Annotated in this window: 24 protein-coding genes; 3 read left to right on the top strand and 21 right to left on the bottom strand. The window is 62.1% G+C overall.

Annotation, left to right across the window (positions count from 1 at the left end; all coding sequences use genetic code 11):
* From C8N44_RS20300 to C8N44_RS20240, 13 genes are all read right to left on the bottom strand, one after another.
* Positions 1–500 (bottom strand): P-loop NTPase family protein (locus C8N44_RS20300; RefSeq protein WP_170121109.1); only part of this gene is annotated, 500 nt, incomplete at its 3' end.
* Between the two features lie 32 nt (positions 501–532).
* Entirely contained in the window at positions 533–1699 is a 1167-nt protein-coding gene (gene virB10, locus C8N44_RS23920; protein WP_107978591.1) for a type IV secretion system protein VirB10, read from the bottom strand.
* Between the two features lie 2 nt (positions 1700–1701).
* Positions 1702–2553, bottom strand: a complete 852-nt coding sequence (virB9, locus tag C8N44_RS20290) for a P-type conjugative transfer protein VirB9 (RefSeq protein WP_107978590.1) — start codon at positions 2551–2553, stop codon at positions 1702–1704.
* Positions 2550–3236 carry a VirB8 family type IV secretion system protein gene (locus C8N44_RS20285; RefSeq protein WP_107978589.1) on the bottom strand — a complete coding sequence of 229 codons (687 nt, stop codon included), beginning with the start codon at positions 3234–3236 and terminating at the stop codon, positions 2550–2552. Before C8N44_RS20285 ends, virB9 begins: the two co-directional genes overlap by 4 nt.
* Positions 3233–3433 carry a hypothetical protein gene (locus C8N44_RS20280; RefSeq protein ID WP_107978588.1) on the bottom strand — a complete coding sequence of 67 codons (201 nt, stop codon included), beginning with the start codon at positions 3431–3433 and terminating at the stop codon, positions 3233–3235. Before C8N44_RS20280 ends, C8N44_RS20285 begins: the two co-directional genes overlap by 4 nt.
* Before the next feature lie 46 nt (positions 3434–3479).
* Positions 3480–4373, bottom strand: a complete 894-nt coding sequence (locus tag C8N44_RS20275; RefSeq protein WP_107978587.1) for a TrbL/VirB6 family protein — start codon at positions 4371–4373, stop codon at positions 3480–3482.
* A gap of 30 nt (positions 4374–4403) precedes the next feature.
* Entirely contained in the window at positions 4404–4667 is a 264-nt protein-coding gene (locus C8N44_RS20270; RefSeq protein WP_107978586.1) for an EexN family lipoprotein, read from the bottom strand.
* Positions 4668–4676: 9 nt separating this feature from the next.
* Positions 4677–5393 carry a type IV secretion system protein gene (locus C8N44_RS20265; RefSeq protein WP_107978585.1) on the bottom strand — a complete coding sequence of 239 codons (717 nt, stop codon included), beginning with the start codon at positions 5391–5393 and terminating at the stop codon, positions 4677–4679.
* Complete coding sequence (locus C8N44_RS20260) at positions 5390–7744, bottom strand: VirB4 family type IV secretion/conjugal transfer ATPase (RefSeq protein ID WP_107978584.1); 2355 nt, start codon at positions 7742–7744, stop codon at positions 5390–5392. Before C8N44_RS20260 ends, C8N44_RS20265 begins: the two co-directional genes overlap by 4 nt.
* The gene (locus C8N44_RS20255; protein WP_107978583.1) at positions 7744–8073 is read right to left on the bottom strand and encodes a VirB3 family type IV secretion system protein; all 330 of its coding nucleotides are present in this window, start codon (positions 8071–8073) and stop codon (positions 7744–7746) included. The genes C8N44_RS20260 and C8N44_RS20255 overlap by 1 nt, the downstream gene beginning before the upstream one ends.
* Positions 8074–8092: 19 nt before the next feature.
* On the bottom strand, positions 8093–8380 hold the full coding sequence (locus C8N44_RS20250; protein ID WP_107978582.1) for a TrbC/VirB2 family protein: 288 nt from the start codon (positions 8378–8380) through the stop codon (positions 8093–8095).
* A 12-nt stretch (positions 8381–8392) separates the two neighbouring features.
* On the bottom strand, positions 8393–8965 hold the full coding sequence (locus C8N44_RS20245; protein ID WP_107978581.1) for a lytic transglycosylase domain-containing protein: 573 nt from the start codon (positions 8963–8965) through the stop codon (positions 8393–8395).
* 115 nt (positions 8966–9080) lie between these two features.
* A complete protein-coding gene (locus C8N44_RS20240; protein WP_107978580.1) occupies positions 9081–9365 on the bottom strand; it encodes a hypothetical protein in 285 nt (94 codons plus the stop codon).
* A gap of 671 nt (positions 9366–10036) precedes the next feature.
* On the opposite strand from C8N44_RS20240, the gene C8N44_RS23915 reads away from it, so the two are divergent.
* The 3 genes from C8N44_RS23915 to C8N44_RS23210 all read left to right on the top strand — a co-directional run bounded on the left by C8N44_RS23915 (position 10037) and on the right by C8N44_RS23210 (position 12285).
* A complete protein-coding gene (locus tag C8N44_RS23915) occupies positions 10037–10384 on the top strand; it encodes a hypothetical protein (protein WP_244641152.1) in 348 nt (115 codons plus the stop codon).
* 355 nt (positions 10385–10739) lie between these two features.
* A complete protein-coding gene (locus C8N44_RS20230; RefSeq protein WP_158274110.1) occupies positions 10740–11849 on the top strand; it encodes a helix-turn-helix domain-containing protein in 1110 nt (369 codons plus the stop codon).
* A 49-nt stretch (positions 11850–11898) separates the two neighbouring features.
* A complete protein-coding gene (locus tag C8N44_RS23210; RefSeq protein ID WP_146178885.1) occupies positions 11899–12285 on the top strand; it encodes a hypothetical protein in 387 nt (128 codons plus the stop codon).
* A gap of 30 nt (positions 12286–12315) precedes the next feature.
* Here C8N44_RS23210 and C8N44_RS20225 read toward each other — a convergent pair whose 3' ends face one another.
* The 8 genes from C8N44_RS20225 to C8N44_RS20190 all read right to left on the bottom strand — a co-directional run bounded on the left by C8N44_RS20225 (position 12316) and on the right by C8N44_RS20190 (position 20558).
* Positions 12316–13020 (bottom strand): DUF4405 domain-containing protein, encoded by a 705-nt coding sequence (locus C8N44_RS20225; RefSeq protein ID WP_107978578.1) that lies wholly within the window; start codon positions 13018–13020, stop codon positions 12316–12318.
* On the bottom strand, positions 13017–13484 hold the full coding sequence (locus tag C8N44_RS20220) for a cytochrome P460 family protein (protein ID WP_107978592.1): 468 nt from the start codon (positions 13482–13484) through the stop codon (positions 13017–13019). The genes C8N44_RS20225 and C8N44_RS20220 overlap by 4 nt, the downstream gene beginning before the upstream one ends.
* A 180-nt stretch (positions 13485–13664) precedes the next feature.
* Positions 13665–15281 carry a carboxylesterase/lipase family protein gene (locus tag C8N44_RS20215; RefSeq protein ID WP_210204198.1) on the bottom strand — a complete coding sequence of 539 codons (1617 nt, stop codon included), beginning with the start codon at positions 15279–15281 and terminating at the stop codon, positions 13665–13667.
* Between the two features lie 153 nt (positions 15282–15434).
* On the bottom strand, positions 15435–16292 hold the full coding sequence (locus C8N44_RS20210) for a nuclear transport factor 2 family protein (protein ID WP_107978576.1): 858 nt from the start codon (positions 16290–16292) through the stop codon (positions 15435–15437).
* A gap of 72 nt (positions 16293–16364) precedes the next feature.
* Positions 16365–17504 (bottom strand): aldo/keto reductase, encoded by a 1140-nt coding sequence (locus C8N44_RS20205; protein WP_107978575.1) that lies wholly within the window; start codon positions 17502–17504, stop codon positions 16365–16367.
* Between the two features lie 65 nt (positions 17505–17569).
* A complete protein-coding gene (locus C8N44_RS20200) occupies positions 17570–18310 on the bottom strand; it encodes an SDR family oxidoreductase (RefSeq protein ID WP_107978574.1) in 741 nt (246 codons plus the stop codon).
* Between the two features lie 125 nt (positions 18311–18435).
* Positions 18436–19341, bottom strand: a complete 906-nt coding sequence (locus tag C8N44_RS20195) for a LysR family transcriptional regulator (protein WP_107978573.1) — start codon at positions 19339–19341, stop codon at positions 18436–18438.
* A 227-nt stretch (positions 19342–19568) separates the two neighbouring features.
* Complete coding sequence (locus C8N44_RS20190) at positions 19569–20558, bottom strand: aldo/keto reductase (RefSeq protein WP_107978572.1); 990 nt, start codon at positions 20556–20558, stop codon at positions 19569–19571.
* Positions 20559–20582 lie beyond the last annotated feature (24 nt).

The following is a 20582-nucleotide window of genomic DNA, read 5'->3' as shown; positions in this document are numbered from 1 at the left end:
GAGCCAGAGACAAGGATGTTCTTCTTTGCCAGCACGGCGGCGTTCAGGAAGGTCTTCCAGTCGCCCTTGCGGTGATGGTCGAGAAGGGCTTCATCCTCGCCAGACAAGGCAGAGGGGGCGTTGGTGACGCCTTCGAACATGCCCTGACCCAATAGTTCGTCGAGCGTGAAGGTCCGCTGCGCCGGTTTGCGGATAGTGATGCTGACTGTGCCCGCCGGTACGGCAGGCGGCAGCACGATCTGGATGCGTTCGCCCTGCGGCAGGGAGCCGGAGAGGAGCGGCGTCGTCTCGTTGACCTTCTGTCGGGAGAAGGTGCCCACGGTCGCGACGAGGCCGGTCAGGAAGGCGTAGGTCAGGTCGGGCAGTTCGACCCGCTCCCATGTCCCTTGGGCATATTCGACGAAGACCTCGCCGGGGCGGTTGATGCAGATTTCCAGAACGTCGTGGCGCTCTAAGAAGGGCGACAGCGGGGCCATGTGAGAGGCCAGTGCCGGGGGCACGGGCCTGTCTTGGGGCGGGATGGGCCTCTCCATCATTTCAGCCGGTAGACGCCGGAGAAATCGAGATCGCGGGCCACCATGACCGACACCTCTTCGCCCTGGTTCTTCCGCAGGATCACGGGCACGTCGATGGTGTTTTCCAGCTCCGTCTGGGCGAGGCTGCGCGCCGCCGCGCGGGAGTTTTCATAGGAGTCATCCTCGTCGTCGCCGGAGGTGGTGGCGACGATCAGGGCATCGTCGATGATCGACAGCATCATCGTGCCGCCGAAACGGGTCCACAACTGGGTGTCGATGTCGCCATCGAAACCGGTACGACCAAGGGCATCGGCACCCGGCGAGCCCAGGTTCACGATCACGCCGTTCGGTGTTTCGGCACGGGTCCAGATCACGAAGAGGCGCTTGCGGCCCCGCTGCATCCCGCCCTTGTACTCGCCAACGATGCGGGTGCCGCGATCCATCAGGATCACCGCGCCAGTGGTCGAATAGACATCGTCGGTCACAGTGCAGCGGACCATGCCGGGGGCCGTCGAGTCCATCGCCGTGTCGAGCGAACAGGGGATGGTCGTGCCCTGCGTCACGGTCAGGTTCGGATGGGCGAGAACGGTGGCCTTTTCCGATTGCCGGTCGCTGGTGACAAGCTCAGCCGCCAGTCCCGTCAGCTTGCCGCCCGCGCCCTCGGCCGAGCCGCCGAAGAGATTGGCCCCGGCATCGGTGCCTGCCTGGGCCGCCGATCCGGCAAGGCCCGTCAGGTTCCCCTGATAGGCCATGACAGGCGCGCGTTTTGAGGACTCGTAAAGCTGTTCGGCCGCGCTCGGTTCCGCAGGGGCCAGTTGTTCTTCCCGGCGGACCCGCTCGATCGGGCCAACCGGCGCTTCGGGTTCAGGGTCTGCCACCTCTGGCTCGGCTTGCTGCTCCTGCTCTCGGGGCAGTTCCGCAGGCTCGAAATTCTGCCCGGGCCGGATCGTGGTCTGCTGGCGCTCGGTTTCTTCGGGCGGCGCAGGCTCTTCGTCGGACGGCCATTGGAGGAAGGCCATCGTGCCAAGAAAGACCAAGCCAGCAGCGACGAGGAATTTCTTGTTCTTCTCGTTCAGCCCGGCGGATTTCGCGCTGGTGATCGAGGAGATGCCGCGCTCGCCCTCGATGCCGTTCTCAATGGGTTCGGGTGCACCGTCCTGCGGTGCTTGCTCTTCAGTCGTCATGATCACTGTCCGATGATTTCGCGCTGCACGGAGCGGCTGGTGGTGCCGGTGCCGGTGTAGCCACCAGACGAAGATCCCAGCCCAATGTTGTAGATTGCGGTGACCTGGTTCCCGAGGCGCAGGCGCATCTCGGGAGCCACGTCATGCACGATGATCTGGTTCTTGCGGACCGTGGTGTTTGCCATGCGCTCGGTGCCGGTGCTGTCCACGACAAAGACCGATGGCATCCGGTTCATGCGCGAGAAGGTCAGAACCGTCATTTCCCCGTTGTCGTAGGCTTGCGACGGCTGGAGGTCATGCGATCCGGCGACCAGATAGCGCCAGTTCTTCGAGCCAGAGGTTGCCACGGATTCGGCCAGCCTTGCCTTGGCTGCCTCTTCCTGCGCCCGTGCTTTCTGGTCTGCGGCCTCAGTTCGGCGGCGGTTGGCCTCGTCGGTCGGGTAGGCGAACCTGATCTGGAAATAGACATCCTTGGAGTTGTTGGTGATCGCGCCGTCCCGGACGATCAGTTCGAAAGAATAGGTCCGGGTGGTGCCGTCCTCACGCATAGTCGCGATCTGGAGGTTGGTCGGCGGGTTGGCCTCGCGCGGCTTGAGGTAGAGGATATTGCCGCGTGGCACGATCTCCCAGGCGACGGTGTCGCCGCTGCCCACGTCGATGATTTCCTCGGTCTGGGCGAAGACGACCTGCACGGAGGTCCGCAGGGTGCCGACGACACGGACCACGTCCCATTCGTTGTAGCTGACAGACCGGACGCGGCTGTCGGAACGCGACGGGTTCGGGATGTCGAGCGCCAAGGCAGGCGCGGCGGCGCTGAGCGCCAGACAGGTGATAAGGGCTGTGCGCAGGATCATTCCGTCACCTCCGGGTCGGCCCGATAGGTGCTGACGATGAAGCCCAGAGGGTTGATCGTGCGATCTTCGGTGCTGATCTCCGCATCGGCGTCGAAATCGAAGCCGATGGTCGAGACCCAGAGGCTTTGCGTCGTCAGGTTTTCCCGCTCGTTGATCTCGGTCTTGTAGAACCGGACCTGTGCCAGTCCGTCGTTCAAGAAGGAGATCGAACGGATCTTGATCTCGGCCTTGGTGTCGGTGCCATAGGCGTATTGCGGGCTCTTGGGGTTGGAGCCGTTATAATAGGTGGAGAAGCGCGCCTGTTCCTCGGGCGAGGACATCAGCGTCACCTCGTGGAAGATCGCCTCCCGTTCGGCATAGGTGTAGCCCTCGCGTTCACGGACATAGCGGGCGAGGAAATAGCGGGTGACAGCCTCGTCATAGGTGGTTTCGCCGTCACTCAGCCGGGTCATGACCTCGGGCACACCGCTGGCCTGATCGACTCGGATGACGAAGGGCACCACTTCCTTGAGCGGAGCCATGAAGCCAACAGCGGCCACGCTGGTCAGCGCCATGACGCTGGCGGCCCCGGCGATGATCCAAGCCGTCCGCTTGGAGCGTTCGGCGGCGAGGCGGCTGTCATAATCGAAGCTGCGGGCCTCCTTCAGATAGGCGGCAAGGTCCTTGTCCTGCGATACCGTCATGCGTCGCCTCCCTCCCGCGTGTCCGCGATCCGGGGCGTGACGCCGATTTCCTTCTGCTTTTCGAGGACAGCGGCCTGATAGTCCCATTTGGTCGGGTTCAGGGGCCGGACGACCGAGCCCTTCACATCCGGCAGCGGCGTCGTCGTGGCGCAGGCCGAAATGCTGAGGACGGCCATCAGGAGGACAAGTTTCTTCATCGCGTAACCTTGGAGTCTAATCGTGGAAGAGGTGGATTTGTCCGCCTCAGCTCTGTCGTGTCGCGGAGCCGCCGGAAGGGGGCGTGCTGCCTCCCTGCCGGGGTGCCGCATTTCCCAGAAGCTTCCGCTCCACGAAGCGCTGCGCGGCACCGGTCGAGGCACCGGCCCCGGCGCTCAGCGCCGCCGCAATGGAGGGAAGCAGAAAAAAGAAGATCGTGCCGCAGGCCATTGCGACGAGGAATGCAGAGACTGCCGCCGCGCCGTCCTCGATGCTGAAGCTCGAATAGACGTCACCGATGAAGGAGGTCACCACCAGCATGAGGACGATGACCAGAAGCTTCAGCAGGGCGAAATTCAGGGCCTGACCCAGCCAGGCGAAGAACCAGCCGCGCGTGACATCAAAGAGGGCGAAGGCGACGAAAAGCGGGCCGATCGCGGCCATGAGCGCCAGTCCGAAATGGACAAGAAGGCTGATCACGAAGGCAATCGCGGCAAAGGGTACGGCGGCGATGATCACGACGATCGACAGGACATAGCCATAGATCGAGCCCGCGATGCCCGAGCCGTACTGATCCTGCACCTCGGCGCTGATCCGGCCCGCCATCGCCATGACGGGATCGGAGGGCAGGTCGGTCGAGCCGCCGGTCAGCGTTTCCACGAAATCGGGGATGCCGTTGAGGATCGTGTCCCCGACCCAGGACGAGTAATCGCCGGCGCTGGACACGAGGGTCCAGATGATCGCCAGTTTCACGCCGCGCAGAGTGAAATCCATCAGCGGTTCGTGGATGGAACCACGGATGATCGCCCAGCCATAGAGAAACAGGTAGATCGTTAGGGCCGCCGTCAGCGGTGCAGTCAGCTCGGAAGAGATGGTGCTGCTGATGTCGTTCATCTTGTCGGTGAGACTGTCAGCAAAATTGTCGTAGAGCGCTTGCAGCATGGGACGGCCCTTTCCGGGTGGCGGCGATGATCAGTTGAAGGACGGGTCTCCGAAGAGACGGTAAGAACCTTCACGGTCCTTCTGCGTCTGGGTTTTCTGGGCGGATTTGCGGGCGTTCACGCAGTTGGCGTCATCCATCGCGCGGTCGGCCACCTCGCAGGTTTCCAGCATCGCGGCCCGCTCGGCGGGATTGGCGGTGAAGTAGTCGACCGTGTGGTTCTCGGCCTCTTCCTTGCAGCCCGCGAGAAACGCGGAAGCCGCAAGGGTGATGATCAGGGGAAGGGGCAGGTGCATAGTGTCTCCTCAGAAGCTGTCGTCGCCGTAGATGCTGATGAAGGCCGCGCTTTCCTTGGCGCGGCGTTGTGCGGCAACTTCGGTCTGACGCTGCTCTTCCACCTTGGCCTGGGCCTGCTGGAGCATGGCGAGGCCCTGAATGCGGTTGGTGTCGTTCTGGAGCATGGCCTGTTCCACCGCGATCCGGGCGTTCAGTGCGTCCACCTCCTTCTGGGTGGAGACGGAGCCGATCTTGCTGCGCAGCTGCTCAAGCCCCGCCAGCCGGTCATCGGAGAGCGACACGATCCGATCCCCGACAGCGGTGTCGCGGGCCGACTGGTTGCGGATTCGGTCCAGTTCGCTCTGGTAAAAATCGTCAGCGTCGATGTTGGCCCCATCCAGCGCGGAGAAGTCGGCCGCGTCCCGCGCCTTGCCTGCCAGATCGCCCAGGTCATCGAGATCAATGTCGAAGTCGCTGGCAATCTGCATGGCATCCGGCCCGAGAAGCTCGCGGACATCGGGCGAGTTCAGAGCGCTGACGATGGAGTCCATGTCGGTCAGGCCGTTGATCGAGGCATAGAGCGCCTTGGCCTGTTCCAGCTCTTCGACCATCTGGGCGATTTCCTTGACGAACTCGGCCTTGGCGTTGGCGATGGCCGCCGTGTCTACCACGGGCACGCCTTGGGCATGGGCCGTGGTGGAAAGGGACAGCGCCAGCGCAGCGGCGGACATGAGAAGCTCTGTCATCGGAGATCCTTCCTTTTCTGAAACAGGCGGGGGAGCCAGTCTTTCGGGGCAGGGTGGTCCTGCATCAGCGTGTGCATGATGGCGTTGGTGGCGGTGCGGCCCGACAGGACGGTCAGCACGTCATCGAGGCCCGACAGGTCGAGGTCGCAGACCGCCGAGTTCTGCGCCTGCTTGATCAGGAAGTGGCCGAGGGGCAGCTCGTCGCGCACGATATGGAACTCGCGCTCGGACAGGCCGAACTCGTCGACCAGGTCTTTGCGACTGGCACGTTCGGAGCCAAAGAAGATCTGGCTGGCGCATTGCTCGATGATCGTGCGGGCAATGGGGCTGTGTACCACGTCGGATGCCGACTGCGTCCCGGCCACGATGATGCCGTTCTGCTTGCGGATGACCTTGAGCTTGTTCTTCACGAAGTCCGAGAAGTAGGGGTCGGACAGGGCCTTCCAAAACTCGTCGATGAAGATCGCGATGCGCTGGCCGATGATCAGGTTTTCGACCCGGCGCATGAGATACATCATGATCGGGTTGCGGATTTCCGGATCGTCGAGGAAGGCAGTGATGTCGAAGCCCACCAGATCGGCATCGAAGGCGATGGTGTCTTCAGAATTGTCAAAGACCCAGCCGAGCCGTTCGTTGCTCAGCCAGCGGTCCAGCCGGTTGCCGATGTCTTCGGCACCACCGCCGAACCCCAGCAACTCGCGCAGGGCAGAGACGGTGCGGCCAGTGCGCGGCAGGTTGGCGAGACCCGCGACGGCCATCTCGATCCGCCGGATATCCTCGGCCGAGAAGGTGGCGCGTTCGCCGCCCAGCATGGATTTCACCAGTTCGACCATGAAGGCCTGGCCGTCCGCATCAAGCTCGATTGCCATGAACGGCGCGCAGCCGGTCGGGCGACCGGACTGGAAATCGAGATAGGAGCCGCCCGAGGCGCGGACGAAGATCTCGGCCCCGTAATCCTTGTCGAAGAGGACGCGCTTCGCCCCGAACTTTTCCAGCTGAGACAGCAGGAAGGTCTGCACCACCGTCTTGCCGGAGCCGGAGGGGCCGCAGATGAAGGTGTGACCGAGATCGCCGACATGGAAGTTGAAGTAGAAGGGGCTTCCGGCGCTGGTCTGGAGCTTGCTGACCGCATCGCCCCATTCGTTGCCGTGCCGGTGGCCGGTCGGGTAATTGTGCAGCGGTGACATGGCCGTGTAGTTGCGGCTGGTCACCATCGCGACCCGCGCTCGATGCGCATGGTTGCCGGGAAGCTGCGCCCAGAATTGCGGCTCAAGCCCCATGTCCTCGCGGGCGACGACAGCCCCGGATTCCGACAACAGGTTATGCGCATCGGCGGCGCGGGCTTTCAGCTCCTTGGCGTCCTCGGTCAGGACGGTCAGGGACAGGTTATGCTCGCCCATCACGAACTCGCCCGACATCAGGTCGTCGCGGGCGTCGCGCAGCCCGTCCGCCTGGGACAGGGCGGGGTCATTCGCGTTGCGCAGCCGCCCTTCCTTGAGGGTCATCTGGCGCATGGCCTCGTTCTTCGCCGTGCAGCGGAAGGACTGGGTCAGAACGAAGCGGAAGGGGGCCGTCAGCAGGTTGTCGAACATGTTCGGGCGCGTGCGGGCGTGGTATTCCTTGATGCCGAACATCGCGCCATAGGTGCTGGCGGCGGCATGGCGGATTTCCAGCGCCTCCCGCCCGAAGATCACCCGGTCGGTGTAGATCGCATTGCCGATGGTCCCGTGAACCAGCGGAACCGGCTCATACCGGCCAGAGATCAATTGCTTCAGGACACTGGCAGGCTCGGAGATCAGCAGGTCGCGGTGGTCCCGGATGATCGAGAGCTTCCGGGGACGGAAGCGGCTGAGGTTGCGGGTCAGTTGAGTGGTCTTGTCGTCGAGATCGTCCAGAAGATCCTGGTCCACCTCGATCTGGCTGGTGCGGGCGCGACGGACGCCCTGTGCCAGCCGACCACCGGGCAGGCTGCGGGGCTGCATGTAGACGGTCAGATACAGATCGTTGCGGAACAGACGCTTGGCTTCGATGCGGCGGCGGTAGCTCTCGTCGATCCAGCGGGCGAGGTCGGTGACAAAGGTGCCGGGCGGATAGTCGTCATCGGTGGCCCGGACCACGTGGACATAGGCCATGACTGTGTCGTCCGCGATGTTGCGCAGGGCATGGCTGAGCTGGTTGTGCAACGTGTTGATGAGCTGGGTATCCGCCGTGCGAAAGGAGACGCCCTCCAGCTTCAGCATCTGGAAGGCACCCCGGTTGCGCGTGATGATCGTGTGCGCGTCCGAATGGCGGATGAAGGGAAGGTAGCGGTCGGCCGTGTTCTCCGTCTTGATCTTGTCGAGCAGGCCCATCAGTCGACCTCCTCGATCTTGTAGAGGCGGCGGAGACGCAGGGGAGATGTCGATGATCCCCCCCAGAGGCTCCGGTTTCGGCACCGGGCATTTGTGTCCAGCCAGCGAAACAGGATTTGGAAAGCATTCTGATCGTGCTCGACGATCAGGCGAGAGACGCCGAGCAGGGGGATCGCAATGGGCAGGTAGAAGATCGAGTCCGCGGCGATCATCGCCAGACCGCCGATGCCGCAGCACATGGCAAAGGCTTCGACGGGGATGCCGAAGATCATCGCCGGGCGCGTGAGGGCGAGGAACAGCACGTCCTCGTTCATCTTCACCTTTTCCATGCGGTGCCCTCCCTACCGATCAGCCGGTGATCATGCTCAGCACCTCGGAGGAGGCGTAGATCAGGACGACACCGCCAACGGCCCACGCGGCCCGGCGCAGGTCGACGAAGTTGAAGAGCCAGCCCGCGCCGATGAACATGAGGGCGATCAGGGCAATGGGTTGCCTGGCGCTTTCGAACTCGTCGAGGATGTTGTTCAGGAAGTCGGTGAAGCCTGCGGCGGCGGCGGGCTGTGCCGCTGCGGTCAGGACCGCAGCTAGAAACATCGGGGCGCCGATGCTCCGGTGGCGGGTCAGAAAGGTCTTCATGGTTGCGTCCTTCTATTGGAAAACCAAGGCGTTCGATCCGGTGGTCGCGCCGAACACGTCCCATCGTTTCGCGCTGTCCTTGTCGTCGCTCAGGGAGGATGACCGCTTTTCTATTGAGGGGGCGGTCACGGACCCCTCTCCCAGCACGCGGGCCACATAGCCGTTGTGGAAGCCACGCGTGAAAGAGCCGGTGTTGTAGGAGGAAAGTGCCTGATGCAGGGCCTGCGTCCGGTCTGCTCCGGCATCGCGCGCCCGGTCATAGCCGTCGCGCAGCACGGTTTCCGCCGCCGAAAGATTGCGGCAGGCATCGAACACCGTGGCAGGCGTCAACCCGAGCCAGGACAGGTTGGCGCTGTTGATCTGTCCGAGGCCCATGTCGATGGACTTGCCCTCGGCGATCAGGCGGCCGGCGATCTGCGCGGCCTCATTGGCGGAGCGCGGCGCATAGGATGCACGATCCGGGCCGTTCACGCCGATGGCGAACGGGTTGAAGCCACTCTCGGCGGCGACGAGCTTTTCCATGATGGAGGGGGCGACACCGGGCGCGCAGTTCTCAGCGACGGCCCGGAACGCGGAGGCATTCATGGGCTCAGCCTGCGCGAGGCGCGGTGAGCCGCCGGTGAATGCGGAAAGGATCGAGAGGGAGAGGAGGGGACCGCAGAGCGGCCGGAGGATCAGACAGCGCGCAGCGCCGAGGTGATCACTCGGTGTCTTCGTCTTGTCCAGATTTCGGTGCAGGCACCCAAACGCCTTCGGCGTCGGGGAAAATGCGCATGTGGAAGCTGACCAGCGCGTCGGAAGACTTGAAAACGCGGGCTTCACCAGTCTTCGAGGAAATGACCGGGCTGGCCGCGCCGTTCGGCTGAACAGCCCAGAGCTCCCAGTTCCATCCTTTTGGCGTGTGAATCGGGCGGTAGTCGAGCTTGCCACCCTTCTCGAGGAAGTTTTGCACTGCATCAGTCGTAATCACGCGTGGGTTCCACATTGGCTGACACCTGTCGTTGGGAATTTCTGGACAGGTGCTGCGTATCCTTGAATCACGACTTTTTTCAACGTTAAAGCCTAAATTTGAAAAAAGCGCCAAAAGACATAAACCCGCCTATATCCGATACAAGCGCCTAGATGACATCAAGCGCATTTGACAAATAGCGCTTATTCTGGAAGTTTGGCGCTATCCTCGTCGTCCTCGGCTATAGGATGATCACCCTGCTGTGACCATCCTGAGAGCGGAGCGCCGGCGGGGACATGCCGAGTGAAGTTCCGAGGGTGTCAGAAGCTATGTTATTTTTTGGACATGCAATGAAGCGCGGTGCCGCGACTGCCCTGACCTGTGCGGGCCTACTCCTGGCGGCACCTCCTGTTGCCCAAGCCTACCAAGTAGACTGCGCGATCCTGATCTGTCTGGCGGGAGGCTGGCCCGGCAGCACTGAGTGCAACGAGGCGCGATCCGTTTTCATCAGCAGGATCACGCCCTGGCCGGTGGAGCCTCCCTTGCAGATCTGGAATTGCCCCTTGGGCGTAACCTACCGCCCGCCTGAAGATGAGAACGCTTTGTCGCTCCTGTATGAGGCGGTCAGTAGGCCTAGACCCACGGTTCCGCGGCCTTTTCCGGCCGTCCTGGAGGAGGTGCTTATCCCGAGGCCCGAGAAGGATGAGATGCTGTCCCTGATCGCGGATTATGCCGATGACAATGGCGTGGCCGACGTCGATATCAGCGGGGCCGAGTATGACTTCGTCCGATCCATCCGAGTCTACAACGTCGAGTATGCCCGGCAGCGAGAAAGCGGCGATGGCGACTGTCGCCGAAGCGAAAAGGTCCGTGTCGGCACCTATGGCGTGCAGGGCGACTTCAGCTGGTCCGGCAGTTCGGTGGCATCATTGCCGGACGCGTTCAAAGGTCTCGCCGGTTGGGGCGAGGGTTGCCCGAGCCTCTACCGGAGGGCCGTCTTCATCGATTGGACCGACTACCAGGGCAACTATGGGTTCGAGCAGGTGGATTACTGATCACCGCAGGTACCGGCATCACCGATGCCCGGTACGCCAAGGGCACAAGAATGCGGCCACGAAAGCCGTGACGAAGAGGAGCAGCAAGGACTTAAGAAATTAAAACCCCCGCGAAGGCGGCAACCTTCCACGGGGGCTGAGGGACTTAGGGCCGGCAAGCCCGTAATCATCCGTAACCGGGAATTAGCCTATCAGCTTCCCAACCTTGCAGGCAAGTCAAAACGCATTTGTGCGACCTGTCGACGTTTGCCTGCCGCCGCCTCGCTTCAACCGAACGAGGAACGAATAGATGCATGTACCCCAAGCCTTGCCTGTCCGACGGTGTGAGGCCGTCAAGCCAACGCTTCCACGAGGCATGGAGCGCGACGGTTTCGTTGCGCTTGTCGATGCGGTTGCGTCCAGCCTTGGCATCGGTGCTGCCGCGATGATGACCTTTCGCACCATGATCGCGGCGACCAGGCCGAGCGCGTTCAAGCGCGGTCCGGATGAACCCTGCTGTTACCTCAGCCAGAACGAGATCGCGCACAAGCGTGGGGTCACTGCTTGCCGCATCCGAGAGCATGAAGCGGCGCTCGTCCGCGCGGGGCTCATCGAGAAGCGGACGATGGCGAATGGCGCGCGGTCCGGCTTTTCCGGCTGCGGCGTCTTCTTCGGCGTGGCGATCAAGCGCGTCGACGAGTTTCTGTCTCTGCGCGACGAGATCGAGGCAGATCGCAGGGCACATGCCCGCCTCCGGGGCCAACGCAGTTCGCACAAGCGGCACCTGAAAGGCATCCTGTGCGAGCTGATCGAATGTCAGGGCCAGACAGCAGCGGTCGAGCGCATCTATCAGACGTTCGTGGAGTGGCCGTCAGGCCAGGCGCTTCATCGGATGTCGCTCGAAGAGCTTCAGAACCATGAGGCTGAAGCCGAGGCGCTGACGATTTCGGCGTCTCAGTTGCTGCATGAAATGCATGATCGACCGCTCGAAAACGAGCGGTCCCATATACAAGATACAACTCAAGATTCTAACCAAGTAATCTGTAACGACCCCGTCGATACGCGGAGCGTGGGCAAGCCCACGCGTATGATCACTGATAAGCCGCAGCCTGACGGCAGCGTCCATTGCATGGAAAAACAGGATGAGGCGGCCAGCGAGGCGCACAAGTCGAAATTCATTCAGAACCTGGGCAGTGATCGCTTATATGGCCTCTGTTCCGAAGAGATGAAGATGTGGCTCGACATCGAGCGACAAAAGCGGGGGAGGCTGGATTTCCATTCCTTCGTAATCGCCGGGCAGAAACGTCTGCCTGAGCTGGGCATACACCCATCTGCCTGGGAGGAGGCGGTAGGCCTGCTGGATGAGGATGCCGCGATGCTTTGCGTGCTGATCACCGATGCAAAGGTTGCAGATCCGGAGGTCACCATCCTTTCCGCAGGGGCCTATCTGCGCGGGATGGTGCGGCTCAGCGGACTGGTTCTCTGAACATCATGGGAAGCCTGATCGGGCTGAACGAGCGGAGTAGGAGGCGCCATTGAAACCACTCATCTTAGCCGGGGCTATTGTGGCGGTCCTCACGGTTCCTGGGGCGGCCCAAGAGCTGTGTATCGAGCCCATCAGGCCAGAGGCTGCATACCTTCTCGATGCTGGGTTTTCCGGAGGCGAGGTCCGGACGGAGTTTCGACGCTACTTCAGCGAGGTCGAAGACTACCTGAACTGTCTGAACGAAACGTCAGGCCGGATCAGGGAAGATGCGCGAAATGCAGCCTACGATTATCAGCATGTGCTGGAGACGACGGAACCGGGTGAGGTTGATCTGGGTGACGATGGGTTTCAACCACCGATTGTCGCAATGAAAGAAACAGGCGAACTCTTTTTGGATTATCGACCACGCCAGTTGGGTGAACCAAAACGCCCGTAGCAGAGCTTGCGGGTGTCTATTTTGTCAGGATCAGCGACTGTTCTTCTCAGGAAGAATTTGCAGATTTCGGGTCGCAATGGACAACAGAACATGCGCTGCGACTGCGAGCGTGAGGAGTGACGCCGCCCAATGCAGGAAGAACGGCAGCACGGATGCGTTAAAGTCCCACATGGACAGGGAATAGCTGAACCGCAGCCGGGGCCAGAAGCCGAGGATGGTGCCGCTGAACATGCCCTGCACCGCGATGGCCAGCGCGACGACCCAGAGCAGCGGACCGCTCCATTTTGGCAATGCACGACCCGAGAGTTTGCGGACCAGCGCCGAGATACGGTTCCAGTTCACGCCGAGGTGCAGCGCTGCCAGTGCGATAGCCCAGTAGGCTGCAAACCAGTGAATTTCCTGCAGTACGAAGATACGCGGCATAGGCAGCCATTGCGCCAGCGTACGCGACACGACGACGCTGGTGAGCAGCAGCGCCACGATCGCCAGCGCGAGCATCCCTCCGAGGACCGCGTTTAGCCCCCGCTGGACCGTCATCCGCCCCCGGCGCAACCCCTTCCACCAGAAGAGATTGTTGGCCACATGACGCAGCACGGCGAGCAGGAAGACGGTCCCGATGGCCTCATGCGCGCCGTTGCCCAGCCACCAGTAGGCGAAAGCCAGCACAAGGCAGATCAGCATCGCACCATCGAGGAGCAGCCGCGGCAGGGGGCGAATCCAGCGGAACGGCATCATTCGTACTGGCGTGCGTCATTGAAGGTGTACATGTAGCTGCGGCTTTCGCGCGACATGTGGCAGGAGCGGCAGCGGGCGGTGTCTTCGTCCATGTTGATCTCTCCGGTGGGCCAGTACCATTGGAACTGCCAGTCTCCGGTGCGCGTGCCGTCAGTGTATGCGTCGCCGAAACCTTCGCCCTTTTCCATGACGAATAGCCGGTAAACCTCACCCTCGCGCCAGTCCTGCAAGATCACCTGCGTGCCATCGGGCACCTCTTCGCCGGCGTTCAGCGCGGCCAGCGCCTCGGGCGAGGTGTACATATATTCGGTCACGTTGCCGCGGGTGACGGTGGTGTAGTGCTCCAGCTCCGCGATCATCTCATCGGTCGGAAAGCGGACCTCGTTGGGTTCGGCCCAGGCGGCGATGGCGAAAGCTCCGGCAAGCCCGAGGCCGGCAGAAAGGGTGAGTGCTGATCTGTTCATCGAGAACATCCCTTGGTGTCATTGGTCTCAGGCGAAGGCCGAGAGAGTTGCAGGTGAAAGATAAAAATGGGCCATGGTCGGTCATCCGATTAGACCTGCAATCGGGATAGCCATCATTAGCCAGGGCGATAAATGGGACCGGGACTTTGCGTCAAGACGAGAAGGGCCCCGGTCTGATGTTCAGAACTCGGTGGCCGGGTTCAGCAACTGCATCAGGTCGGCGTCATGATGCTCTCTCACCTCCGGCTGGTTGCTGAAGATCATCGTCGCCCCATTGGCACGGGTATAGGCGGGCCAGTCAGGCAGGTCGGACACGTTCGGATTGCCTGTTCGCGCAAAGGCGACCCATGCGCCGCTCATCTTGTTGGCCAGGGCCCGTGCCTCGTCGCCATTGCCGTGGGCCGTTTCGGTGAGCGTGAGGCTGTTCATCACGAAGGGAATTTCCGAGGTGTGATAGGACATGGCAAACCCGCCAAGGACAGGCGTGTCCCATGCGAACAGGTAGTTATAGACCGGGACACCGCCCTGATCCGCTTTCAGGCTCGCGGTCTTCAGCGTGGGTGCACGCAGGAAGCTGTCGACATAAAGCGCATCAGCCGGATTGCGATCGGGATAGGCGGAGGCGAATGCGGCCGTCACGGCGCCGGTCGCGTCTCCGTATTGCGCCTGCAGTTTCTCGGCGATCTGTTCGGCGAACCATGTGTTCCGGTTGTCGGTCTGCGCGCCGTAGATATCGCCGAACAGAGAGAAAACCGTGTTCCATTCGGTCATGTTGCTGCCGATCAGCAGGGGGATATCCTTGGCGAGGCCGGGAAAGCCCTCCCCCACGGGTTCGGCAGGAATATAGCTGCCATCAGTGCTGGGCGCCCAGGCAAGGCCGATGCCCATTCCCATGACGGATTGGATCTGCTGTTCCTGCGCGGTTTGGTCGAGCGCCTTCTGACTGGCCTCCGCGATCGCCTGATAGGGCAACGTGTTCAGCTTTTGGAGGTTGTTCGCCCCGATTTCGAGGTTCTCCAGCGTCAGCTCACCGACCCGTTTCGTCGCCGCGGGCGGAAGCAGGGTCATCCCCATACCCACAACGGTGCCGCTTTCGACAATGGCCTTGTCGAACAGCCCCTCAGCCGCAGGCGTGGCCATCAAGGTCAGCACCTTTGCGCCGCCACCGGATTCACCGAAGATCGTCACGTTCTCAGGGTCGCCACCGAAGGAGGCAGCATTCGCCTCCACCCATTCAAGCGCGGCCACCAGATCTTCGACACCCGCATTCGCGGAGCGCGCATATTCCTCGCCATAGGCCGATAGGTCCAGATGCCCCATGACGTTCAGGCGGTGGTTGACCGACACGACGACGACATCACCCGTCCGGCTGAGGTTCTCGCCATCATAGGCATAGCTTTCAATCGATGAGCCCCCCGAGAAGCCGCCGCCGTGCAGCCAGACCATGACGGGTCGCTTCTGCTCGTCGGAAATCGAGGGCGTCCAGACATTCAAGTTCAGGCAGTCATCGCTCTGGGTCAGATGCGGGCCGGAGAACATGAAGTTCCGCAAGGGATTGACTGCCGTTTGCGGACAGATGTCACCATAGGTCATCGCGGGGCGGGTGCCGCCCCAGTCCGACACCGGCTTGGGATCGTGAAAACGCGCGGCCGTAGCGTAAGGGATGCCGCGATAGGTGAAGATCCCGTCGCGGACAAAACCCTGAACCTTGCCGTTTTCGGTTTGGGCAATTGCCACGCCCGGCCCCGCAAGAAGCGTGTCGTTTTCGGCCTGGGCTGCGGCGGCAAAGATGGCCATGGCCAGTGCCAAAGCCGCAGTTCTGGTTGATCGCATATCTTGATCCTATCTTGTTTTTTTTGGTCGTGCGAAGCAAGGGCAGGGCCTTTGGATCGCCCCGCCGCGTGTTCTTGAAAATGCAATGAAGGTGTTCGGCCTGCTGCGAGAGCGGCTTCAGAACTTGCCGTTCTCGTTCTGCCAGTCGCCTTCTGGCGGGATTGGCGCGACCGTGTCCCAATGTTCCTCGATCTTGCCATTTTGGGTGCGGAACATGTCGTAGAACGCGGTCGGCTGCCCGTTAATGCTGCCCTCGCTTACCACCAAGACAAAATTCCCTTCACCCAGCACGTAGTGGACTGTGTCATAGGACAGCTCGATGCCAGCAGCGGGTAGCGCTGCGAAGGCACTTTCCACCCCTGATAGGCCGTCGGTCACCTGCGGGTTGTGCTGGACGTAGGTGTCACCGTCAAAGAAGCCGAGCAGCGCATCGAAGTTCTGGTCGACCAGAAACTGCTCGACGAAGCTACGAACAAGCGACTTGTTGGCGTCTTTGCTGGTCCGTTCCGCCAGATCGGTCGCGCCATCCACCATCGTGTAACCCGAAGGGTTGGGGTCCGCCAACGGCTGAAGGTTGTCCCAGTGCTCGACGATCTGGTCGCCCTCGAAACGGAAGATGTCAAAGCCCGCCATGGGGCCATCGAAGGTATAGGCGGTATGCGCAAAAACATGATCGCCGTCCTCGAACACCCTCACCGTGTCCACTTTAGACAGTCCATTGGCGACGATGGATTGCAGGGCGCGGAAGGACTCCACACCGTCCGGCACGCTGGGATTGTGTTGGATGTAAGTCTCCGGGCTGATGACTGCGACGGGTGCCGCGTCTACGGTTTCGAGAGATTTCAGTAGGGCGACAACCTGCTGCTCGCGGGCTGACAGGGCGCCGTCCTCGGTATGGGCATCCGACAGAGCAGGCGAGATCGAGAGGATCAGCGCAAGCACCGAGGCGGTTGTCAGGGTGCGGTGCTGGGACATTTGGGACTTTCTCGTCATCATTTCGAGGTGCGTTGGCCCAGTGGTTTCACCGGGCCGCTTCAGGGTGAAAGCTTAGATCTTCGTAGGCGCCTCAACGCCGGACATCACCTGAACCGCGTTCGGCAACCGTGCGCCGGCCATCTCGATCTGCCGGACGGCGGCATTCAATTCGTCCAGTTCGGCGGCTGAAAAAGAGACCTCGGTCGCTCCGATGTTCTGCACCAGATGGTTCGTCTGCGTCGTGCCGGGGATCGGAACGATCCAAGGCTTCTGCGCCATCAGCCACGCCAGGGCGATCTGGCCGGGCTCGGCCCCTTTGCGGCCCGCCCAGTCGCGCACCACGTCGACCAGCGCCATGTTCTGCGGCAGATTTTCCGGCGAAAAACGGGTGGTGTTGCCGCGGAAATCCCCTTCGGCAAAGCGGGTCTGTTCGTCGATGGCACCGGCGAGGAAACCGACGGCAAGCGGGCTCCACGGGACGAAGCCGATGCCCAGCTCTTCGCAGGTGGCCAGGACATCGCCTTCGGGGCCGCGCCAGAGCATGGAGTATTCGCTTTGCACGGCCGTGACCGGCAGGACCGCGTGGGCGCGGCGAAGCGTTTGCAGTCCCATTTCCGACATGCCCCAATGCAGGACCTTGCCCTCATCCATCAGATCCTTCACGGCGCCGGCGACATCTTCGATCGGCACTTCAGGATCGACGCGGTGCTGATAGAGCAGGTCGATGCGATCCGTCCCGAGCCGTTCCAGCATTCCCTCGACTGCGCGCTTGATGTGCTCGGGTCGGCTGTTGCGGCCCCCGCGCCGCTCGCCAGTCTCGAAATCGATGTCGAAGCCGAACTTCGAGGTGATGACAACCTCGTCTCGGAAACCCTTGATCGCCTCGCCTAGAATGCGCTCGCACTCATGCGGGCCGTATGCTTCGGCCGTATCGAAGAAGGTCACCCCGCGATCATGCGCTTCGCGGATCAGGCCGACCATCTCGTTCCGGTTGGGGATGAGGGTCGTATAGGTGCGGTGCATGTTCTGCACGCCCAACCCGATGGCAGAGACCTCAAGCTGACCAAGCTTGCGCTTGGGCAAGTCCCCTGCACGCGTGACGTTTTGCGTCTGAGCGGTGGCCTGAGTGGGGCGGGCCAGTTGCGACAGGGCCAGCCCGCCAGCCGCAGCGAGCACTGAGCGGCGGGCGATGGAAAGCGGAGAATTGGTCATGTAACAGATCCTTGTTTGGGGATGGCGCGTCGGCCCTGCGCCGAAGGCGCAAGGCCGCTAATGGCTCAGAGTTCCTGAGAGGTCGGACGGAAGAGGATCTCGTTCACATCCATGTCTTCCGGCTGCGACAAGGCGAAGACCACGCAACGCGCAAAGCTGGAGGCGGATATGGCCGCGTCTTCGTAGAACTTGGCCACGAACTCCGACACGCCCGGTGCCTTGACCGACTGAGGCAGCTCGGTATCGACTGCGCCGGGTGACAGAATGGTGTTTCGGATGTTGTAGGGCTTCGCCTCCTTGCGGAACGCCTCGGTCAGGGCGCGAACGGCGTATTTCGTTGCGGAATACACCGCGCCGCCGGGGCTGATCACGTGGCCTGCGACAGACGAGACATTGATGAAATGGCCGCTCCTCTGTTCCCGGAAATAGGGCAGCGCCGCGTGGATGCCGTAGAGGACACCCTTGATGTTGACATCAATCGCCTGGTCCCATTCTTCGACACGGCCCATCTCCAGCGGAGACAGCGGCATCAGGCCAGCGTTGTTGATCATGACGTCGATCTTGCCGAAGGTCTCGACGGCAAAGGCGGTGAAGGCCCGAAGCTGCGCCGCATCGGTCACGTCCAGTTGGAACGGCGCTGCATTTTCACGACCCAGTTCATCCGCGAGGGCTTCGAGCCGATCAACCCGCCGCGCCCCCAGCACAACCTTGGCGCCTGCCGCAACCAAATGCCGCGCCGTTTCCGCGCCCAGACCCGAACTGGCGCCGGTGATTGCGACCACTTTGCCGGTGATACCCTCAGTCAAATTTCATGTCCTTTTAAGTCTCGCCGGTCGGCAAAAGCGCGGATCGGCGTGTTGGACATAAAATATTTCAGGCTATGATTCCGAACAATATCCCGAATATCGCACGGCTTGTTCGATATGGCTTATCAATCGGTGCGCTTATCGGACCGGTGTCGCACAGCTTCGGCAAACAGCCGCAGGGCCAGTGGCGGGTGACGGTTCTTTGGGTAGTACAAGGCCGCGCTTGTGTAGGTCGGGGCCCAGTCCGGCAAGACGTGGATCAGCCGGCCTTCTGCCAGATGCGGTGCAGCGCTCAGGTAAGGAACCCAGGCAATTGCGATGGATTGCAGCGCGGCAGACAGCATGAGGTTGGTATTGCCGAGCGTCAGCGGACCCGTGACATCCAGCGAATAGCTGCTTGGCCCCTGCACCATCTCCCATTTGACCAGCGCACCGCTTTCAAACCGATAGCGAACGCACCTGTGTGCAGACAGATCCTGCGGCCCCTTGGGCGTGCCCGCGGCGGCAAGATAGGCTGGTGTGGCAACAGCGACCATGCGCATCGGCGGCCCGAATGGCACGGCAACCATGTCGAGCGGCACGTCCTCATGCAGCCTGACGCCCGCATCGAAGCCGTCCTTGACGATGTCGACCATGCGCGTTTCCGTCGCGAATTCCAGATGGATGTCCGGGTGCTGTGCCAGAAACGCCGGAATGACATCCTGCATCAGGATCTGCACGGATTCCTCGGACGCGCTGATCCGAATGTGCCCTCTCGGACGCCGCGCATTGGAGCTGGCGTCGTCCAGCGCCTGTCCCAGATCGTCCAGAGCCGGAGAGATGCGCTGCAGCAGCTCTTGGCCGGCCTCGGTCAGCGCAACCGAGCGCGTCGTTCGGTTGAAGAGCCGCAGTTTGAGATCTTCTTCAAGCGTCCGGATCGCGTGGCTGAGCGCGGAGGGCGATAGACCCAACTGCTTGGCCGCGCCACGAAAACTGCCGATCTCCGCGACGGTGATGAAGGCATTGAGCTTCGCAAACTCTGGTTTCGGCAACGGAAGTCTCCTGGGTCACTCTGCATGCAAACGGCTGTTCGAAAGAACAGCGGTGCATGATTGATGAACCATATCGCAGAGTTCGCGCCTGAGAGCGACGATTGTGCCGGTGGGTTTTGCGGAATCTTGCGCCGCGCTCCGGGACATTAAGTGAGAAATGCCCGGCAGGTCGCATCGCAAGTCGCATCGCAACGAAAATGGCCCGACCAACGGCCGGGCCATCGTGATCAGTGACCGGTCATTTCCATCGCAGCCGCGGGCAGGCGATCGCCTTCGACGGAGATCGCGTCGGCAGCGGTCTTGATGCGCGCGAGATCATCCGCCGTGAGTTCAAGCGCGGCCGCTCCGAGGTTTTCCTCAAGCCGATGTGCCTTGGTCGTACCGGGGATCGGGACGACGGAGGGGCGCTGAGCCAGAAGCCAGGCCAGCGCGACCTGCGCGGGCGTTGCGCCTTTTTCCTCGGCCACGGTGCGGACCAGATCGACCAGCGCCATGTTCGCGGCGCGCGCCTCGGGGGCGAAACGGGGCACGAAGTTGCGGAAGTCATCTTCGGCAAAGACGGTATCCATGGTGATCTGCCCCGTCAGGAACCCGGCGCCAAGCGGGCTGAACGGGACAAAGCCGATGTGCAGCTCATCCAGCAGATCCAGAAGCCCGGCCTCTGGCCCACGCCAGAAGAGCGAGTATTCGCTTTGCACGGCGCTCAGCGGCTTCACGGCATGGGCGCGGCGGATGGTATCAAGGCCCGCTTCGGACAGGCCCCAATGCAGCACCTTGCCCTCGTCGATCAACTCGGCGACGGCGCCGGCCACGTCCTCGATCGGCACATCGCGGTCGACGCGGTGCTGGTAGAGCAGGTCGATCCGGTCGGTACCCAGACGCTTCAGCATGGCGTCGACGGCCTGCTTGATATGGGCAGGGCGGCTGTTGGTGCCCGCGCCGCGTTCCCCGGTTTCGGGATTGATGTCGAAGCCGAACTTGGTGGCAATCTTCACCTGATCCCGGACCGGCGCCAGCGCCTCGCCCACAAGGATCTCGTTGGCAAAGGGGCCATAGGCTTCGGCCGTGTCAAAGAGGGTCACGCCGCGGTCGACGGCGCCGCGGATCAGGTGGACCATCTGGCCGTGATCGGCTGCGGGCCCGTAGACCGAGGTCATGGACATGCAGCCGAGGCCGATGGCGGATACGTCAAGCGTGCCGAGTTTACGATGTTGCATTGGAAAGTTCCTTTCGATTCGATC

The organism is Allosediminivita pacifica (assembly GCF_003054175.1).
In the GTDB taxonomy this organism is placed as follows: Bacteria; Pseudomonadota; Alphaproteobacteria; order Rhodobacterales; family Rhodobacteraceae; genus Allosediminivita; species Allosediminivita pacifica.
The sequence above is the reverse complement of the archived record's forward strand: the minus strand, read 5'-3'. Positions and strand labels throughout refer to the sequence as shown.

Bases quoted from the DNA above. Each gene is read 5' to 3' on its own strand.
- virB10 (WP_107978591.1), bottom strand. From the start codon at position 1,699: ATGACGACTGAAGAGCAAGCACCGCAGGACGGTGCACCCGAACCCATT.
- virB9 (WP_107978590.1), bottom strand. From the start codon at position 2,553: ATGATCCTGCGCACAGCCCTTATCACCTGTCTGGCGCTCAGCGCCGCC.
- C8N44_RS20285 (WP_107978589.1), bottom strand. From the start codon at position 3,236: ATGACGGTATCGCAGGACAAGGACCTTGCCGCCTATCTGAAGGAGGCC.
- C8N44_RS20280 (WP_107978588.1), bottom strand. From the start codon at position 3,433: ATGAAGAAACTTGTCCTCCTGATGGCCGTCCTCAGCATTTCGGCCTGC.
- C8N44_RS20275 (WP_107978587.1), bottom strand. From the start codon at position 4,373: ATGCTGCAAGCGCTCTACGACAATTTTGCTGACAGTCTCACCGACAAG.
- C8N44_RS20270 (WP_107978586.1), bottom strand. From the start codon at position 4,667: ATGCACCTGCCCCTTCCCCTGATCATCACCCTTGCGGCTTCCGCGTTT.
- C8N44_RS20265 (WP_107978585.1), bottom strand. From the start codon at position 5,393: ATGACAGAGCTTCTCATGTCCGCCGCTGCGCTGGCGCTGTCCCTTTCC.
- C8N44_RS20260 (WP_107978584.1), bottom strand. From the start codon at position 7,744: ATGGGCCTGCTCGACAAGATCAAGACGGAGAACACGGCCGACCGCTAC.
- C8N44_RS20255 (WP_107978583.1), bottom strand. From the start codon at position 8,073: ATGGAAAAGGTGAAGATGAACGAGGACGTGCTGTTCCTCGCCCTCACG.
- C8N44_RS20250 (WP_107978582.1), bottom strand. From the start codon at position 8,380: ATGAAGACCTTTCTGACCCGCCACCGGAGCATCGGCGCCCCGATGTTT.
- C8N44_RS20245 (WP_107978581.1), bottom strand. From the start codon at position 8,965: ATGAATGCCTCCGCGTTCCGGGCCGTCGCTGAGAACTGCGCGCCCGGT.
- C8N44_RS20240 (WP_107978580.1), bottom strand. From the start codon at position 9,365: ATGTGGAACCCACGCGTGATTACGACTGATGCAGTGCAAAACTTCCTC.
- C8N44_RS23915 (WP_244641152.1), top strand. From the start codon at position 10,037: ATGCTGTCCCTGATCGCGGATTATGCCGATGACAATGGCGTGGCCGAC.
- C8N44_RS20230 (WP_158274110.1), top strand. From the start codon at position 10,740: ATGGAGCGCGACGGTTTCGTTGCGCTTGTCGATGCGGTTGCGTCCAGC.
- C8N44_RS20225 (WP_107978578.1), bottom strand. From the start codon at position 13,020: ATGATGCCGTTCCGCTGGATTCGCCCCCTGCCGCGGCTGCTCCTCGAT.
- C8N44_RS20220 (WP_107978592.1), bottom strand. From the start codon at position 13,484: ATGAACAGATCAGCACTCACCCTTTCTGCCGGCCTCGGGCTTGCCGGA.
- C8N44_RS20215 (WP_210204198.1), bottom strand. From the start codon at position 15,281: ATGGCCATCTTTGCCGCCGCAGCCCAGGCCGAAAACGACACGCTTCTT.
- C8N44_RS20210 (WP_107978576.1), bottom strand. From the start codon at position 16,292: ATGTCCCAGCACCGCACCCTGACAACCGCCTCGGTGCTTGCGCTGATC.
- C8N44_RS20205 (WP_107978575.1), bottom strand. From the start codon at position 17,504: ATGACCAATTCTCCGCTTTCCATCGCCCGCCGCTCAGTGCTCGCTGCG.
- C8N44_RS20190 (WP_107978572.1), bottom strand. From the start codon at position 20,558: ATGCAACATCGTAAACTCGGCACGCTTGACGTATCCGCCATCGGCCTC.